Consider the following 16,885-nt stretch of genomic DNA (forward strand, 5'->3'; position numbering starts at 1 on the left):
TATGATAGCGTCACTGGAGTTGTGAGTTTCGATTTTTCGCCATTAACCCCAGGAATCCGTACATGCGTATTGAAGAAGATCTGAAGTTAGGTTTCAAAGACGTTCTTATCCGTCCTAAGCGTTCTACCCTCAAAAGCCGTTCCGATGTCGAACTGGAACGTCAATTCACCTTTAAACACTCAGGTCAGACCTGGTCTGGCGTACCGATTATTGCGGCCAATATGGATACCGTCGGGACGTTTGAAATGGCGCAAGCATTGGCCGGGTTTGATATTCTGACTGCTGTACATAAACATTATACCGTTGAAGAGTGGGCAGCTTTTATCAACACGGCTTCGGCTGATGTTCTGAAGCATGTGATGGTTTCCACCGGGACCTCTGATGCTGATTTCGAAAAAACCGTGCAGATTCTGGCGCTGAATCCTGCGCTGAACTTTGTCTGTATTGATGTGGCCAATGGCTATTCAGAACATTTTGTGCAGTTCGTCGCGAAAGCACGTGAAGCATGGCCGACAAAAACAATCTGCGCAGGCAATGTGGTAACGGGCGAGATGTGCGAAGAGCTTATCCTCTCCGGCGCCGATATCGTGAAAGTGGGAATTGGTCCCGGCTCCGTATGCACGACGCGTGTAAAAACTGGCGTTGGTTATCCGCAACTGTCGGCGGTTATCGAATGTGCTGACGCGGCGCATGGCCTGGGCGGCATGATCGTCAGCGATGGCGGCTGCACCATGCCAGGCGACGTAGCAAAAGCCTTCGGCGGCGGCGCGGATTTCGTTATGTTGGGCGGCATGCTGGCGGGTCACGAAGAGAGCGGCGGCAGCGTGGTAGAAGAGAACGGCGAGAAATTTATGCTGTTCTACGGCATGAGTTCGGAATCTGCGATGAACCGTCATGTCGGCGGCGTTGCGAAATACCGCGCGGCAGAAGGTAAAACGGTTAAATTGCCGCTGCGTGGGCCGGTGGGCAATACCGCCCGCGATATCCTGGGCGGTCTACGCTCAGCCTGCACTTATGTCGGCGCGTCTCGCCTGAAAGAGTTGACCAAACGCACCACCTTTATTCGGGTGCAGGAACAAGAAAACCGCATTTTCAATAGCCTCTAATATTCTGGCTGGCGTAAATGTGCGCCAGCCTTATCCCATCCCGCTCATCGCGTCTCCCAAATGAAAAATCGGCAAATACATCGCCACCACCAGCGTACCGATAATTAAGCCGGTGATGATCAATAACGCCGGTTCCAACAGCGACGCCAGATTATCGGCCAGCGCCAGCGTAGATTCACTGTGGTGACGGGCAAGGTTATGCAGCATGATATCGAGTGAGCCGGACGCTTCGCCCGTTCTGACCAGTTGCAGGCATAGTGGACTAAATTCCTGGGTATTTTTTAGCGCCAACCAGACCGGATTACCCGCGGCGATCTCCTGATGTACCTGCGTTAAACGCTGTGACCAGTAAGGGCAGCCGAGACTCTCGATAGCGCTTTCCAGTCCCTGAAGAAAAGGAATGCCTGCGCTTTGGGTTAATGCCAGTACGGTGAATATTTGCGCTAGTTTCTGGCCTCTTATCAGGCGACCCATAACGGGAAGCCGTAGCAGAAGACGCTGCCGCTGCGCTTGCCAGGACGGCTTTTGTTTTACCCTGCGGTGAGCGATAGCAACGAGCATCGTCAGGAACAAGATGAGCCAACCCCATGCCGACCCCCATTGCGCTATCGCAATAATACCGCGCGTCAGAAGAGGAAGCGGGGTATTGAAGCTACGGTAAATGGCGGCAAATTCCGGCAGGACAAAGTGCAGCATGGCGAAAACGACCAGGGCGGCCATTGTTAGAATAATGGCGGGATAGCGCAGCGCCTTTTTCACGCTAACCGTAATCTGCCGTTGCGCTTTTTGCTGACGGGCCAGTTCAAAGCAGCATTCGGCCAGTTTGCCGGTCAGTTCTCCGGTGCGGATCATCGTCTGGTAGAGCGGCGGAAATACCTGCGGCCAGGAGACTAATGCGCTGGAAAAAGGGACGCCCTGTTCAAGCTCGTGAGCCAGCGTGCGCAACAGCGCTTGCCATTGTCGGTGGGGATGCTGTTTCGCAAGGAGTTCCAGCCCTTCTGAAAGCGTCAGCCCGGCATGAATGAGCGTGGCCAACTGATGAATAATTTCAGCGCTTTGCTCTTCTTTCCACAGTGCGGCGTTAACGCCTATGCGCTTGATGCGAAGCGGCATAATGCGCTGATGTTGCAGGGTGATGATCAGCGCCAGACGATTGTCCACCCATACAACGTCTTGTTCCAGTTGACCTTTATCGTTAACGCCTTGCCAGCGCCAGAGCTGTTTAACGCTCATGGGGCATTCCCAGAACGCGCAGTATCTCTTCAAAGGACGTCATGCCTTGCTCAACGGCGCGACAGCCATTTTCAAAAAGCGTCCCTGTACCGGTCTGTTGGAGGTGGGCTTCCAGTGCTTGCGCCGATGCGCCGCTCGCAATTAACTGACGTAATGCCGGGGTAACGGTTAACACTTCGAATAACGCGGTTCGGCCATAAAAGCCGTGGTAGCAATGCTGACAGCCGTTTGCCTGCCAGAGCGGTAGCGCGCTGGGCCAAAGATTGGGCGATAGCACTACGGGATCGCTCAGGCGCTGTTTGCAGTGCGGGCAAAGCTTCCTTACCAGGCGTTGCGCTACCACCAGCGTAAGCGCCGATGAGATCATCCAGCGTGCTACGCCCATTTGCTGCAAACGTATCAGGGTTTCACTGGTGGAGTTCGTATGTAGCGTTGAAAGTACCAGATGGCCCGTTTGTGCCGCCTTAATGGCGATTTCTGCGGTGTCGCCGTCACGAATTTCACCTACCATGATGATGTCAGGGTCCTGGCGTAATAGCGCACGCAGCACATTTTGAAAGGTGAGCCCGGCGCGGGGATGGATCTGCGTCTGGTTAATCCCATCCAGTGGAATTTCTATCGGATCCTCAACGCTACAGAGGTTGATACCCGGCGTATTCCGGGTTTGTAGCGCGCTGTATAGCGTGACCGTTTTTCCGCTACCGGTGGGGCCAGTCACCAGTACCAGCCCCTGAGGTTGCTGTAGGGCTTGTCTAAAAGCGGTAAGTTGTGCCCCGTACATGCCCAGCGTGTCCAGATCCAGCGTTTGTTCAACCTGATGCAACAACCGTAAGACGACTTTTTCGCCTTCTTTACAGGGAAGCGTGGCGATACGAAAAGAGATGCTGTCGCCCGCCAGGTCAACGGTAAATTGCCCGTCCTGCGGCAGTCGATGTTCAGCGATGTCCAAATTTCCCAGGACTTTCAATCTGGCCGTCAGCGCAAGCCCCGTCTCTTTGGCGATGTCCTGCAGAATATGAAGAACGCCGTCGATGCGGAGTCTTATTCGGTAGCGGCTGGCGCCGGGTTCGAGATGGATATCAGAGGCGCGTTTCGCCATCGCCGAGCGTAATGTCTGATTGAGAAGCTGGGCTGCGGTTTCTCCGCCTTTCGCGGCGTTTGCCGAGGGTGCCTGATCCGGCTTATGCCGATGATTTTCCATTTGCTGGCGAGTCCAGCACACAATATCAATCTGTTTTTGCGTGGCGAAATGCAGAGCGTCCAGTAACGCATGAGAGGGCGCGTCGACCACCGCAACAGTGATACTGTTGCTGGCGCTATTGATCAGTACAGCCTGATGACGTTGACACAAGGTGTTGAGCTGAGCGTCTTTCATCTTGTCTCCTTAGTTGGCGTCAAAACGGAAGACATCTTCACAAGCCTGTTGTAACGCGCTGTCGCTTTGAATATTGCAGTTACGCGTCCAGCCAGTAATGCCGTTAGCATTGTCCCAGGCGGGCGTCATGATGACGCTAAGCCCGCTCAGACTCTCCTGGCCGGTAAGCGTGATGACGCCTTTTTCCACGCTCATGCCCGAAACATAACGGGTGATGACGGGCGAGGGGATACCGTTGACGCCCGCATCGCATGTGCTCGTCCCACCATGTTCCAGAGCGCAGAGTTCGACGGCAGTACGGTAGGGGACAAACGTTTGCAACATATCCGTCAGCGCCGCTTTACGCAGATAGTTCTGGTAAGCCGGAATGCCAATGGCGCTTAAAATGGCGATGATGCCAATAACGACCATCAGTTCGATAAGCGTGAAACCGCGTTGTTTTTCCATTGTTCGCTCCTTGAGTTAGCTGGCGCTACTGTGGCAAACGCGGGAAGAGCGGGCGAGCGGCAAAAGGTAAAACGGGAAGGCGGATTCTGAAGATTTTCGCTGCGTTACATGACACGGCAACGTTATTGCGAGGCGCTACGAATGTTTTACCGAATAATGACGCGGATCTACGGACAGGTGATTTATAGACCCGACGGCGCAGCGCCATCGGGTGGAGAGGATCAGCAAAAACGCATGGAGAGATCGAGCGCGCGCACGTGCTTGGTCAGCGCGCCAACGGAGATGAAATCCACCCCGGTTTCAGCAAATTCGCGTAAGGTTTCCGCGGTGACGTTGCCGGATACTTCCAGCCGCGCCTGGCCGTTGACGCGTTTCACCGCCTCGCGCATCTGGTCGGTGTTGAAATTATCCAGCATGATGATATCCGCGCCTGCTTTCAGCGCATCGTCCAGTTCATCCAGATTTTCGACCTCGACTTCTACCGGCACGTCCGGATGTAGCCAGAACGCTTTTTCCACCGCCTGACGAACCGAACCGGAGGCGATGATATGGTTTTCTTTAATCAGGAACGCGTCAGTGAGGCCCAGACGATGATTGGCGCCGCCGCCGCATAAAACCGCATATTTGAGCGCGGTGCGCAGACCCGGCAGCGTTTTACGCGTGTCGAGCAACTGGGTTTGGGTGCCAGCCAACAGTCCAACGTAGCGGCGTACTTCACTGGCGACGCCGGAAAGGGTCTGGACAAAGTTTAGCGCCGTGCGCTCGCCGGTCAACAATACGCGAGCCGGGCCGTTCAGTTCAAACACTGTTTGGTTGGCGTGAATGGCGTCGCCGTCATCGACATGCCAGGTGAGGCGCACATCATCGCCCGCCAGTTGGATGAAGACCTCTTCAACCCAGCGCTTGCCGCAGAAAACGCCGTCTTCACGAGTGATCACCGTGGCATGGGCTTGCGTATCTGCCGGCAAAAGTTGCGCGGTGATATCGTTGCCAGCATCGACTTCTCCACCTAAATCTTCACGCAGCGCCTGAGCAACGGCGGCAGGGATATCGAGATTAATGCGTTCCAGTAGCGCGTCACGTCGGTCGTCTGGGTTATAACGGCGAGGCGGCATGATAAAACTCCAAATTGCTAACGAATCATAAGGTAGAAACATGCTACTCTGAAGCAGCTATAAGCACCACTCAAAAGGAGACTCCGCATGTTGCCAGATAAGGGTTGGTTAGTAGAGGCGCGACGCGTCCCTTCTCCGCATTATGATTGCCGTCCGGATGACGAAAAACCGTCCTTGCTGGTGGTGCATAATATTAGCCTGCCCCCCGGCGAGTTTGGCGGTCCGTGGATCGATGCATTATTCACCGGAACGATAGATCCAGACGCCCATCCTTTTTTTGCAGAAATCGCTCATCTTCGTGTTTCGGCCCATTGTCTGATTCGTCGCGACGGTGAAATCGTCCAGTATGTGCCTTTTGATAAGCGTGCGTGGCATGCGGGCGTATCAAACTATCAGGGGCGGGAACGTTGTAATGATTTCTCCATTGGTATTGAGCTGGAGGGGACAGATACGCTGGCTTATACCGATGCGCAGTATCAGCAGCTAGCCGCCGTGACGCGCACGCTTATCGCTTGCTATCCGGCGATCGCCGACAATATGACCGGACACTGCAACATTGCGCCTGACCGCAAAACGGACCCTGGCCCTGCCTTTGACTGGCCGCGCTTTCGCGCTTTGGTAGCCCTCTCGTCGCACAAGGAGATGACATGACGCTGTTTACGACATTACTGGTGCTGATTGTCGAGCGCCTGTTTAAGCTGGGCGAGCACTGGCAGCTCGATCATCGGCTGGAGGCGCTATTCCGTCGGATTACGCATTTTTCGATGTTGCGCACGATGGGAATGACGGCGATCGCGATGGTGGTGACTTTTCTACTGCTCCAGGCGTTAAAAGGGCTGCTATTTAACGTGCCGACGCTGGTGGTGTGGATTCTCCTGGGCGTGCTGTGTATCGGCGCGGGCAAAGTGCGAGTACATTATCACGCCTGGCTGAAAGCGGCGTCCCGTAACGATCCGCATCCTTGCGAGGCGATGGCCAGCGAGCTTACGCTGATTCACGGCGTGCCGCCGGATTGTAATGAGCGTGAGTTTTTGCGTGAGCTGCAAAATGCGTTGTTATGGATAAATTTCCGTTTTTACCTCGCACCGCTATTTTGGTTTATCGTTGGCGGTCCATGGGGGCCGGTAACGCTGGTGGGCTATGCGTTTTTACGGGCCTGGCAGACTTGGCTGGCGCGCTATCAGACGCCGCACCAACGTTTGCAATCCGGCATTGACGCTATTCTTCATGTGCTGGACTGGATTCCGGTACGTCTGGCGGGCGTAGTGTATGCATTACTGGGGCATGGCGAGAAAGCGTTGCCGGCCTGGTTTGCCTCGCTGGCGGATCTGCATACTTCGCAGTATCAGGTGCTCACACGTCTGGCGCAGTTCTCACTGGCGCGCGAACCGCATACTGACAAAGTAGAAACCCCCAAAGCGGCGGTATCAATGGCGAAGAAGGCCTCGTTTGTGGTGGTGGTGATTATTGCGTTGCTCACCATTTATGGGGCATTAGTGTAGCGTTGTGCCGATGGCGCTAACGCTTATGCTGCCTACAATGGAAAAATCTGTAGGCCCGGTAAGCGCTAGCGCCACCGGGCAGTGCAACGGCTTAGATCGTATCGGCTGGCGGCACGCCAAAATCAGGCATCCCGTTTTCGTCCCAGCGCACCCGTTTCAGACGCGTATGGCGGTTGGGATCGTACAACGGATCGCCTTCAATTTCGGTGTAATTTCTCGCGTGGTACACCAGTACATCTTCACCTTCCGGCGTTTGCGTAAAGCTGTTATGTCCCGGCCCATACTGGCGATTTTCATAGCTGGTGGTAAAGACCGGGCGCGGTGATTTATGCCAGTTGGCCGGATCGCGCGGATCGTCGTTTACGTTAATCCACAGTAATCCCATACAGTAGTTTTCATCGGTGGCGCTGGCCGAATAGCTGATAAACAGCTTGTCGCCATGCACCACGACGGCCGGACCTTCGTTAACCCAAAAACCCCGACACTCCCAGTCGTACTCTGGCTTACTGAGTCTTACCGGCTCGCCTTTAATCGTCCACGGATTTTCCAGTTCAGCCAGATAAATATTTGAGTTACCGGCAATATCCGGCGCTTTTTGCGCCCACAGATACCACTGCTTTCCCTGATGATAAAAAGTGGTGGCATCGAGGGCGAAGGTATCAAACGGTGTTTTAATTTGACCTTTCTCCGTCCACTTGCCGGTGAGTGGGTCGGCATCGGCGCACTCCAGGGCAAACATGCGATGCTGGAACATTCCCAGCTTATCAAGCGCTTGAGTATGGGTAGCGGCAAAATAGATGTACCACTTGCCGTTGATGCGGTGCATTTCCGGTGCCCAGATGAGCTGGCTCATCGGGCCACTTTCCGGTTTGCGCCAGACGACAACGGGGTCGGCGGCGCGCAACCCTTCCAGCGAATCAGCCCGGCGGATTTCCAGCCTGTCATATTCCGGTACGGAGGCAATAAAGTAGTAATCGCTGCCGTCGCGTAAAATAAACGGATCGGCACGTTGTTCAATAAACGGGTTTGGCCAGTTTGCCATCAGGCTTTCCTTACGCTTTCAGCGGCTTTGAGGTCCTGCAACTCACTCAATTCGCGGTAATTAGTGCGACGTTTTTCCAAATCGTCCTGGATTTTTTTCATCAGTTCACGGTCAACTTTCAGCAGACGTACCACGCCTGCGGTAATCAGATAGCCAACGCCGGGGATAACGGTAAACAACAGCATAATACCGTTCATCGCCGAGGCGCTTTGCGCTTTGGCGCTGGCGTCATAACCGTACCAGGAGAGCAAAAAGCCGACCATCGCCCCGGCAATCGCCAGGCCCAGTTTCAGGAAGAACAGATTACCGGAGAAGCTAATACCGGTAATGCGTTTGCCGGTTTTCCATTCGCCGTAATCATCGACGTCCGCCATCAGCGACCAGTGCAACGGGGAAGGGATCTGATGCAGAATATTGAGCAGGAAGTAGAGCGCCACTATCATCACGGTAGCTTTCGGATCAAAGAAATAGAACGCGCAGGAGAAAATCGCCAGCGCGATATTGGTCCAGAAAAATACCTTCAATTTACACCAGCGATCGGTTAAGACTTTTGCCAGCATACTGCCGATCATCATACCGACCACGCCAAGGCTAATAAAAAGCGTAGCGAAATGGGTGCTTTGTCCCATCACCCAGGTGACGTAATACATGGTCGCCGCCATACGGATAAACCCCGGGCAGACGTTACATAAGGTCAATAGCAGAATGCGTACCCATTGATCGTTTTTCCACACGTCTTTGAAATCATTCTTCATATCATCGTGCGTCGGAACGGCAGGGCGAACGCGTTCGCGGACGCTGGCAAAGCAGAACAGAAACATACCCATGCCGATAATCGCCAGCACGGTCATCGCCAACTGATAGCCTTTGGCTTTGTCGCCGCCGCCAAACCAGTCCACCATCGGCAATAGCGTTAACGATAGCAACAGCGTCGCGATGCCGACTAACACGAAGCGATAAGCCTGACAGGCCACGCGCTCTTTTGGATCGTTGGTGATCACGCCGCCCAGTGAGCAATAGGGAATATTGATGGCGGTGTAGGTCACGGAAAGCAGAAAATAGGTGACGAAAGCATAGACAACTTTGCTGTTATAGCCCCAGTCCGGCGTCGTGAACATCAGCACGCTGAACAGCGCGTAGGGAAATGCAATCCACAGTAGCCAGGGGCGGAAACGACCATATTTACTTTGGGTACGATCGGCAAGCGCGCCCATCACCGGATCGGTAACGGCATCGATAACGCGTACTGAAAGGAGTAAAACACCGACTAACGCCGGGGCAAGACCAAAAATATCCGTATAAAAGTAATTAACAAACAGCATGATAGCGCCAAAAATAATGTTACATCCGGCGTCACCCATGCCATACCCGATTTTCTCTCTTACCGAAAGTCTGCCCTTATCCATTGAGACTTCTCCCCATCAGATGATGGCGGTAATTATTCGCCTGCGAGCTTTTTTTTGCGTAGCAGGATCACGCCGCTGATATGGATAAAATGGTTATACGTGGGAAACTGTGAGGCAGATAACACCCTCCCCGGACGGGGAGGGCGGAAAAGTAACGCCACGATCAGTGGGCTTTCACCGTTTTTGCCGTTTTTTCTTTACACAGGTAGCCGACGCCCAGGATGAGCAGCCATACCGGAATCAGCCACACGGAGATCGCCATACCTGGCGTCATCAGCATAATGATCAATACCGCCGCCATAAACAGCAGGCAGAGAACATTGCCGAACGGATAAAACAGGGCCGGGAAGCGGGTTTTCACGCCCTGCTGCTGTTTCGCGCGACGGAACATCATATGGGCAAGGCTAATCATCGCCCAGTTAATGACCAGCGCGGAGACCACCAGCGCCATCAGCAGTCCGAATGCGGACTCTGGAGCCAGGTAGTTGAGCAGCACGCACAACGCCGTCACGACGGCGGAAACCAAAATGGAGCTCACCGGCACGCCGCGTTTATCGACGTTCAGCAGCGCTTTCGGCGCATTTCCCTGCTGGGCCAGACCGAACAGCATACGGCTGTTGCAGTAAACGCAGCTGTTATAAACCGATAGCGCGGCGGTGAGAACCACGATATTCAGTACATTGGCGACAAACGTATCGCCCAGCTCATGGAAGATAAGGACAAATGGGCTGGTATCGGCGGTGACGCGAGTCCATGGCAGCAGCGAAAGCAGAACCGCCAGCGAGCCGATATAAAAAATCAGGATGCGATAGATAACCTGATTAGTGGCTTTGGGGATGCTCTGTTCCGGGTTATCGGCTTCAGCGGCGGTGATCCCTACCAGCTCCAGTCCGCCGAACGAAAACATAATAATGGCCATCATCATCACCAGCCCGGTCCAGCCATGCGGCAGAAAGCCGCCCTGTTCCCACAGGTTGCGCACGGTGGCCTGCGGACCAGCGGTATCGCTGAAGAGTAACCACGCGCCGAACAGAATCATAGCGATGACGGCGATCACTTTAATAATGGCGAACCAAAACTCCATCTCACCGAACACTTTAACGTTGGTCAGGTTGATGGCGTTGATAATCACAAAGAAGGCTGCCGCAGAAGCCCAGGTGGGGATCTCCGGATACCAGAACTGGATATATTTACCCACTGCGGTCAGTTCCGCCATGGCAACTAATACGTACAGCACCCAGTAGTTCCAGCCGGAAGCGAATCCGGCAAAGCCGCCCCAGTATTTATAGGCGAAGTGGCTAAAAGAGCCGGCGACCGGTTCTTCAACCACCATCTCTCCCAGCTGGCGCATAATCAGAAAGGCAATAAAGCCTGCAATCGCATAGCCCAGGATAATTCCTGGCCCCGCCGACTGAATAACGGAGGCGCTTCCCAGGAACAAGCCTGTCCCTATCGCGCCGCCCAATGCGATAAGCTGAATATGGCGGTTTTTCAGGCCGCGCTTGAGCTGCTCGCCGTGCTGCTGACTGTCCATTATAAAACCTCGTGTATCGGGCGCGGTTTATTCATAACGCGCTTATTTTGAACGATGCAGTAGTGCGTGTGTAAGTTTGCAATTCCGCTTTTTGTATTGATTTATTTACATATTCGTTTTTTTAAATGTCACTTCAACTCTTTCGTCTTGATCAGAATAATGGTATGTGGCCGCGAATGCACCTGCTTTGTGCAGGGGTGATGACGAGTTGCGTAAAAAGAAAGCACTTGTAAATACCTCCTTTTATTTTCCCTTACAAAGGTTAATTTGTTTTTATTCATTATTTATGCATAAAAATGCATTTAATCTACTGTTGAATCGGTTCAGATGAGATTTTTTATCGTTTCAAATACGTTAAATCTACCTCCTGGTGGGTAAATTTAACATTTGTGCACAGTTACAGTTTTGAAACATGATTTCTGTAAAATTGTTAAAATGTGCCTCCTTTACTGATTTCAATCAAAACCTGTATGGACAGAAGGTGAATACTTTGTTACTTTAGCGTCACAGACATGAAATTGGTAAGACCAATTGACTCCGGGCAAATGGCTTAAGACAGGAAATCATGGCCTACAGCAAAATCCGCCAACCAAAACTCTCCGATGTGATCGAGCAGCAGCTGGAGTTTTTAATCCTTGAGGGAACATTGCGTCCCGGAGAAAAACTCCCACCGGAACGTGAACTGGCAAAACAGTTCGACGTCTCCCGTCCCTCCTTGCGCGAGGCGATTCAACGTCTCGAAGCGAAGGGATTGTTGCTTCGTCGTCAGGGCGGCGGAACCTTCGTGCAGAGCAGCCTGTGGCAGAGCTTTAGCGACCCGCTGGTGGAACTGCTCTCCGATCACCCTGAATCCCAGTTTGACCTGCTCGAAACGCGCCATGCTCTGGAAGGCATTGCGGCTTATTACGCGGCGCTGCGCAGCACCGATGAAGATAAAGACCGTATTCGCGAGCTGCACCACGCTATTGAGCTGGCGCAAGAGTCCGGCGATCTGGATGCCGAGTCCGAAGCCGTGCTCCAGTATCAAATCGCCGTCACCGAAGCGGCGCACAACGTGGTATTGCTTCATCTGCTAAGGTGTATGGAGCCGATGCTGGCGCAAAACGTGCGGCAGAACTTCGAATTGCTGTATGCGCGTCGGGAGATGCTGCCGCTGGTGAGTACGCATCGCACCCGTATATTTGAAGCCATTATGGCCGGAAAACCAGAAGAAGCGCGTGAAGCGTCACACCGCCATCTGGCGTTTATCGAAGAGATTATGTTGGACAGAAGCCGTGAGGAGAGCCGTCGTGAACGCGCTTTACGCCGTCTGGAACAGCGCAAGAATTAGTTTTTTCTGGCAGAACGTTAACCAGAAGATGTTGTGAATAACGCGCAAAAATGTGCGCGGCAACTAAACGCAGAACCTGTCTTATTAAGCTTTCTGACGAAAGTTTAATGGGACAGGTTCCAGATAACTCAACGTATTAGATAGATAAGGAATACCCCCATGTCAGAACGTTTCCAAAATGACGTGGATCCGATCGAAACTCGCGACTGGCTACAGGCGATCGAATCGGTCATCCGTGAAGAAGGTGTTGAGCGCGCTCAGTATCTGATTGACCAACTGCTTTCTGAAGCTCGTAAAGGCGGCGTGAAAGTCGCGGCAGGCGCAGGGGCCAGTAATTACATCAACACTATTGCCGTTGAAGACGAACCGGAATACCCGGGTAATCTGGAGCTGGAACGTCGCATTCGTTCTGCTATCCGCTGGAACGCCATCATGACCGTGCTGCGCGCGTCTAAAAAAGACCTTGAGTTGGGCGGCCACATGGCGTCCTTCCAGTCTTCCGCCACGATCTATGATGTCTGTTTCAACCATTTCTTCCGTGCGCGCAACGAACAGGATGGCGGCGACCTGGTATACTTCCAGGGCCACATCTCTCCGGGCATCTACGCTCGCGCGTTCCTGGAAGGTCGTCTGACCCAAGAACAGATGGATAACTTCCGTCAGGAAGTTCACGGCAATGGCCTCTCTTCCTATCCGCACCCGAAACTGATGCCGGAATTCTGGCAGTTCCCGACCGTCTCTATGGGTCTGGGCCCAATCGGTGCTATCTACCAGGCGAAATTCCTGAAATATCTGGAACACCGCGGCCTGAAAGATACCTCTAAACAAACCGTTTACGCCTTCCTCGGCGACGGCGAGATGGATGAGCCGGAATCCAAAGGCGCGATCACCATCGCCACCCGTGAAAAACTGGACAACCTGGTCTTTGTTATCAACTGTAACCTGCAGCGTCTTGACGGCCCGGTCACCGGTAACGGCAAGATTGTTAACGAACTGGAAGGCATCTTTGCAGGTGCTGGCTGGAACGTTATCAAAGTCATGTGGGGCGGTCGTTGGGATGAACTGCTGCGTAAAGACACCAGCGGTAAGCTTATCCAGCTGATGAACGAAACCGTTGACGGCGACTACCAGACCTTCAAATCCAAAGACGGCGCTTACGTGCGTGAGCACTTCTTCGGTAAATACCCGGAAACCGCAGCCCTGGTGGCCGACTGGACCGATGAGCAGATTTGGGCGCTGAACCGCGGTGGTCACGATCCGAAGAAAGTCTATGCTGCACTGAAAAAAGCGCAGGAAACCAAAGGCAAAGCGACCGTAATCCTGGCCCATACCATTAAAGGTTACGGCATGGGCGACACCGCGGAAGGCAAAAACATCGCTCACCAGGTGAAGAAAATGAACATGGACGGCGTGCGTTACGTCCGCGATCGTTTCAACGTGCCGGTTGCCGATGCTGATCTCGAAAAACTGCCGTACATTACCTTCCCGGAAGGTTCTGAAGAACACAAATACCTGCATGAACGCCGTCAGGCGCTGCATGGCTACCTGCCAAGCCGTCAGCCGAACTTCACCGAGAAGTTAGAGCTGCCTCAACTTTCAGATTTCGGCGCGCTGCTGGAAGAGCAAAGTAAAGAGATTTCCACTACGATCGCTTTCGTGCGTGCCCTGAACGTGATGCTGAAGAACAAGTCGATCAAAGATCGTCTGGTTCCGATCATCGCCGACGAAGCGCGTACTTTCGGTATGGAAGGTCTGTTCCGTCAGATTGGTATCTACAGCCCGAACGGCCAGCAGTACACCCCGCAGGACCGTGAGCAGGTTGCTTACTACAAAGAAGACGAGAAAGGCCAGATTCTGCAGGAAGGTATCAACGAGCTGGGCGCAGGCGCATCCTGGCTGGCTGCGGCGACCTCTTACAGCACCAACGATCTGCCGATGATCCCGTTCTACATCTACTACTCTATGTTCGGGTTCCAGCGTATCGGCGACCTGTGCTGGCAGGCTGGCGACCAGCAGGCTCGCGGCTTCCTGATCGGCGGGACTTCCGGTCGTACTACGCTGAACGGCGAAGGTCTGCAGCACGAAGATGGTCACAGCCACATTCAGTCGCTGACTATCCCGAACTGTATCTCTTACGACCCGGCTTACGCTTACGAAGTGGCTGTCATCATGCATGATGGTCTGGAGCGTATGTACGGTGAGAAACAAGAGAACGTTTACTACTACATCACCACGCTGAACGAAAACTACCACATGCCGGCCATGCCAGCAGGTGCCGAGGAAGGTATCCGTAAAGGTATCTACAAACTCGAAACCCTCGAAGGTAGCAAAGGTAAAGTTCAGCTGCTGGGCTCCGGTTCTATCCTGCGTCACGTGCGTGAAGCAGCACAGATCCTGGCGAAAGATTACGGCGTAGGTTCTGACGTATATAGCGTGACCTCCTTCACCGAACTGGCGCGTGATGGTCAGGATTGTGAACGCTGGAACATGCTGCACCCGCTGGAAACCCCGCGCGTTCCGTACATCGCTCAGGTGATGAACGACGCTCCGGCTGTAGCATCTACTGACTATATGAAACTGTTCGCCGAGCAGGTTCGTACTTACGTACCGGCTGACGACTATCGCGTACTGGGTACGGATGGCTTCGGTCGTTCCGACAGCCGTGAGAACCTGCGTCACCACTTCGAAGTTGATGCTTCTTATGTGGTTGTCGCAGCGCTGGGCGAACTGGCTAAACGTGGCGAAATCGACAAGAAAGTGGTAGCGGATGCGATTACCAAATTCAACATCGATGCAGATAAAGTTAACCCGCGTCTGGCGTAAGAGGTAAAAGAATAATGGCTATCGAAATCAAAGTACCGGACATCGGGACAGATGAAGTTGAAATCACCGAGATTCTGGTCAAAGTGGGCGACAAAGTTGAAGCTGAACAGTCGTTGATCACCGTAGAAGGCGACAAAGCCTCTATGGAAGTCCCGTCTCCGCAGGCTGGCGTCGTGAAAGAGATCAAAGTCTCTGTCGGCGACAAAACCGAGACCGGTGCACTTATCATGATTTTCGATTCCGCCGACGGTGCAGCTGACGCTGCACCTGCTAAGGCAGAAGAGAAGAAAGAAGCGGCTCCGACAGCAGCACCTGCTGCGGCAGCGGCGAAAGACGTTCACGTTCCGGATATCGGCAGTGACGAAGTTGAAGTGACTGAAGTGATGGTGAAAGTGGGCGACACCGTAGAAGCTGAACAGTCGCTGATCACCGTCGAAGGCGACAAGGCCTCTATGGAAGTTCCTGCTCCGTTTGCAGGCACCGTGAAAGAGATCAAAGTGAACACCGGCGACAAAGTCTCTACCGGCTCTCTGATTATGGTCTTCGAAGTGGCGGGTGAAGCAGGCGCAGCAGCACCAGCGAAAGCGGAAGCCGCTCCGGCTGCGGCTGCTCCAGCAGCAGCGACGGGCGTGAAAGACGTTAACGTACCGGACATCGGCGGCGACGAAGTTGAAGTCACCGAAGTGATGGTCAAAGTCGGCGATAAAGTTACCGCTGAACAATCACTGATCACCGTAGAAGGCGACAAAGCCTCTATGGAAGTTCCGGCTCCGTTCGCGGGTACCGTGAAAGAAATCAAGATCAGCACCGGCGATAAAGTGAAAACCGGTTCTCTGATTATGGTCTTCGAAGTAGAAGGCGCAGCGCCTGCGGCCGCTCCGGCTAAACAGGAAGCGGCGGCGCCGGCTCCAGCGGCGAAAGCTGAGAAGCCAGCGGCTCCGGCTGCAAAAGCGGAAGGCAAATCTGAGTTCGCTGAAAACGACGCGTACGTTCACGCTACTCCGCTGATTCGCCGTTTGGCGCGCGAGTTTGGCGTCAACCTGGCGAAAGTGAAAGGCACCGGTCGTAAAGGCCGTATTCTGCGCGAAGACGTTCAGGCTTACGTGAAAGACGCTATCAAACGCGCGGAAGCTGCGCCGGCTGCTGCGGGCGGCGGTATCCCGGGTATGCTGCCGTGGCCGAAAGTGGACTTCAGCAAGTTTGGTGAAGTTGAAGAAGTGGAACTGGGCCGTATCCAGAAAATCTCTGGCGCGAACCTGAGCCGTAACTGGGTGATGATCCCGCACGTTACGCACTTCGACAAAACCGATATCACCGATCTGGAAGCGTTCCGTAAACAGCAGAACGCCGAAGCTGAGAAGCGCAAACTGGATGTGAAATACACGCCAGTGGTCTTCATCATGAAAGCGGTTGCCGCTGCTCTGGAACAGATGCCGCGCTTCAACAGCTCTCTGTCCGAAGACGGTCAGCGTCTGACCCTGAAAAAATACATCAACATCGGCGTGGCGGTTGATACCCCGAATGGCCTGGTGGTTCCGGTCTTTAAAGACGTGAATAAGAAGAGCGTGACCGAGCTGTCTCGTGAACTGACCACCATCTCCAAAAAAGCGCGTGATGGTAAGCTGACCGCTGGCGAAATGCAGGGTGGTTGCTTCACTATCTCCAGCATCGGCGGCCTGGGAACTACCCACTTCGCGCCGATTGTTAACGCGCCGGAAGTGGCTATCCTCGGCGTTTCTAAGTCGGCGATGGAGCCGGTGTGGAATGGGAAAGAGTTTGTGCCGCGTCTGATGATGCCTATCTCTCTTTCCTTCGACCACCGTGTGATCGATGGTGCTGATGGTGCGCGTTTCATTACCATTATCAACAATATGTTGTCTGACATTCGCCGTCTGGTGATGTAAGCGAAAAAGCCGGCCCGACGGCCGGCTTTTTTTGATAATCTCATGTATTTTGTGAGGTTATTAGCGAA

At 53.6% G+C, this 16,885-nt stretch carries 13 protein-coding genes; 6 read left to right on the forward strand and 7 right to left on the reverse strand.

The window, feature by feature from the left end; all coding sequences use genetic code 11:
• Positions 1–62 precede the first annotated feature (62 nt).
• Positions 63–1,106: a GMP reductase gene (locus N7E69_RS12625; protein WP_001217365.1), complete on the forward strand. Its 1,044-nt coding sequence runs from the start codon at positions 63–65 to the stop codon at positions 1,104–1,106.
• A gap of 30 nt (positions 1,107–1,136) precedes the next feature.
• On the opposite strand, the gene hofC is transcribed toward N7E69_RS12625, so the two are convergent.
• The 4 genes from hofC to nadC all read right to left on the reverse strand — a co-directional run bounded on the left by hofC (position 1,137) and on the right by nadC (position 5,276).
• Complete coding sequence (gene hofC / locus N7E69_RS12630) at positions 1,137–2,339, reverse strand: protein transport protein HofC (RefSeq protein ID WP_000114102.1); 1,203 nt, start codon at positions 2,337–2,339, stop codon at positions 1,137–1,139.
• The gene (gspE, locus tag N7E69_RS12635) at positions 2,329–3,714 is read right to left on the reverse strand and encodes a type II secretion system protein GspE (protein WP_000650593.1); all 1,386 of its coding nucleotides are present in this window, start codon (positions 3,712–3,714) and stop codon (positions 2,329–2,331) included. The genes hofC and gspE overlap by 11 nt, the downstream gene beginning before the upstream one ends.
• 9 nt (positions 3,715–3,723) lie before the next feature.
• A complete protein-coding gene (ppdD, locus tag N7E69_RS12640) occupies positions 3,724–4,161 on the reverse strand; it encodes a prepilin peptidase-dependent pilin (RefSeq protein WP_000414989.1) in 438 nt (145 codons plus the stop codon).
• Positions 4,162–4,382: 221 nt separating this feature from the next.
• On the reverse strand, positions 4,383–5,276 hold the full coding sequence (nadC, locus tag N7E69_RS12645; protein WP_001135135.1) for a carboxylating nicotinate-nucleotide diphosphorylase: 894 nt from the start codon (positions 5,274–5,276) through the stop codon (positions 4,383–4,385).
• An 87-nt stretch (positions 5,277–5,363) separates the two neighbouring features.
• Between nadC and ampD the strand changes: the two genes are divergently transcribed.
• A complete protein-coding gene (gene ampD, locus N7E69_RS12650) occupies positions 5,364–5,927 on the forward strand; it encodes a 1,6-anhydro-N-acetylmuramyl-L-alanine amidase AmpD (protein WP_000936326.1) in 564 nt (187 codons plus the stop codon).
• Entirely contained in the window at positions 5,924–6,778 is an 855-nt protein-coding gene (ampE, locus tag N7E69_RS12655; protein ID WP_000172039.1) for a beta-lactamase regulator AmpE, read from the forward strand. The genes ampD and ampE overlap by 4 nt, the downstream gene beginning before the upstream one ends.
• 91 nt (positions 6,779–6,869) lie before the next feature.
• Here the strand turns inward: ampE and N7E69_RS12660 are convergent, their stop codons facing one another.
• The 3 genes from N7E69_RS12660 to aroP all read right to left on the reverse strand — a co-directional run bounded on the left by N7E69_RS12660 (position 6,870) and on the right by aroP (position 10,763).
• A complete protein-coding gene (locus N7E69_RS12660; RefSeq protein ID WP_000024767.1) occupies positions 6,870–7,820 on the reverse strand; it encodes a family 43 glycosylhydrolase in 951 nt (316 codons plus the stop codon).
• Positions 7,820–9,226, reverse strand: a complete 1,407-nt coding sequence (locus N7E69_RS12665; RefSeq protein ID WP_000357537.1) for a glycoside-pentoside-hexuronide (GPH):cation symporter — start codon at positions 9,224–9,226, stop codon at positions 7,820–7,822. Before N7E69_RS12665 ends, N7E69_RS12660 begins: the two co-directional genes overlap by 1 nt.
• A gap of 163 nt (positions 9,227–9,389) precedes the next feature.
• Entirely contained in the window at positions 9,390–10,763 is a 1,374-nt protein-coding gene (gene aroP, locus N7E69_RS12670; RefSeq protein ID WP_162138164.1) for an aromatic amino acid transporter AroP, read from the reverse strand.
• A gap of 562 nt (positions 10,764–11,325) precedes the next feature.
• Between aroP and pdhR the strand changes: the two genes are divergently transcribed.
• The 3 genes from pdhR to aceF all read left to right on the forward strand — a co-directional run bounded on the left by pdhR (position 11,326) and on the right by aceF (position 16,817).
• Positions 11,326–12,090, forward strand: coding sequence for a pyruvate dehydrogenase complex transcriptional repressor PdhR (gene pdhR / locus N7E69_RS12675; RefSeq protein WP_000331771.1), 765 nt, complete (start codon positions 11,326–11,328; stop codon positions 12,088–12,090).
• A gap of 159 nt (positions 12,091–12,249) precedes the next feature.
• On the forward strand, positions 12,250–14,913 hold the full coding sequence (gene aceE / locus N7E69_RS12680) for a pyruvate dehydrogenase (acetyl-transferring), homodimeric type (protein WP_000003852.1): 2,664 nt from the start codon (positions 12,250–12,252) through the stop codon (positions 14,911–14,913).
• 14 nt (positions 14,914–14,927) lie between these two features.
• Positions 14,928–16,817 carry a pyruvate dehydrogenase complex dihydrolipoyllysine-residue acetyltransferase gene (gene aceF, locus N7E69_RS12685; protein ID WP_000963597.1) on the forward strand — a complete coding sequence of 630 codons (1,890 nt, stop codon included), beginning with the start codon at positions 14,928–14,930 and terminating at the stop codon, positions 16,815–16,817.
• Positions 16,818–16,885 lie beyond the last annotated feature (68 nt).

Origin of the sequence: Salmonella sp. 3C, assembly GCF_025426275.1 — a bacterium.
GTDB classification, from domain to species: Bacteria; Pseudomonadota; Gammaproteobacteria; order Enterobacterales; family Enterobacteriaceae; genus Salmonella; species Salmonella enterica.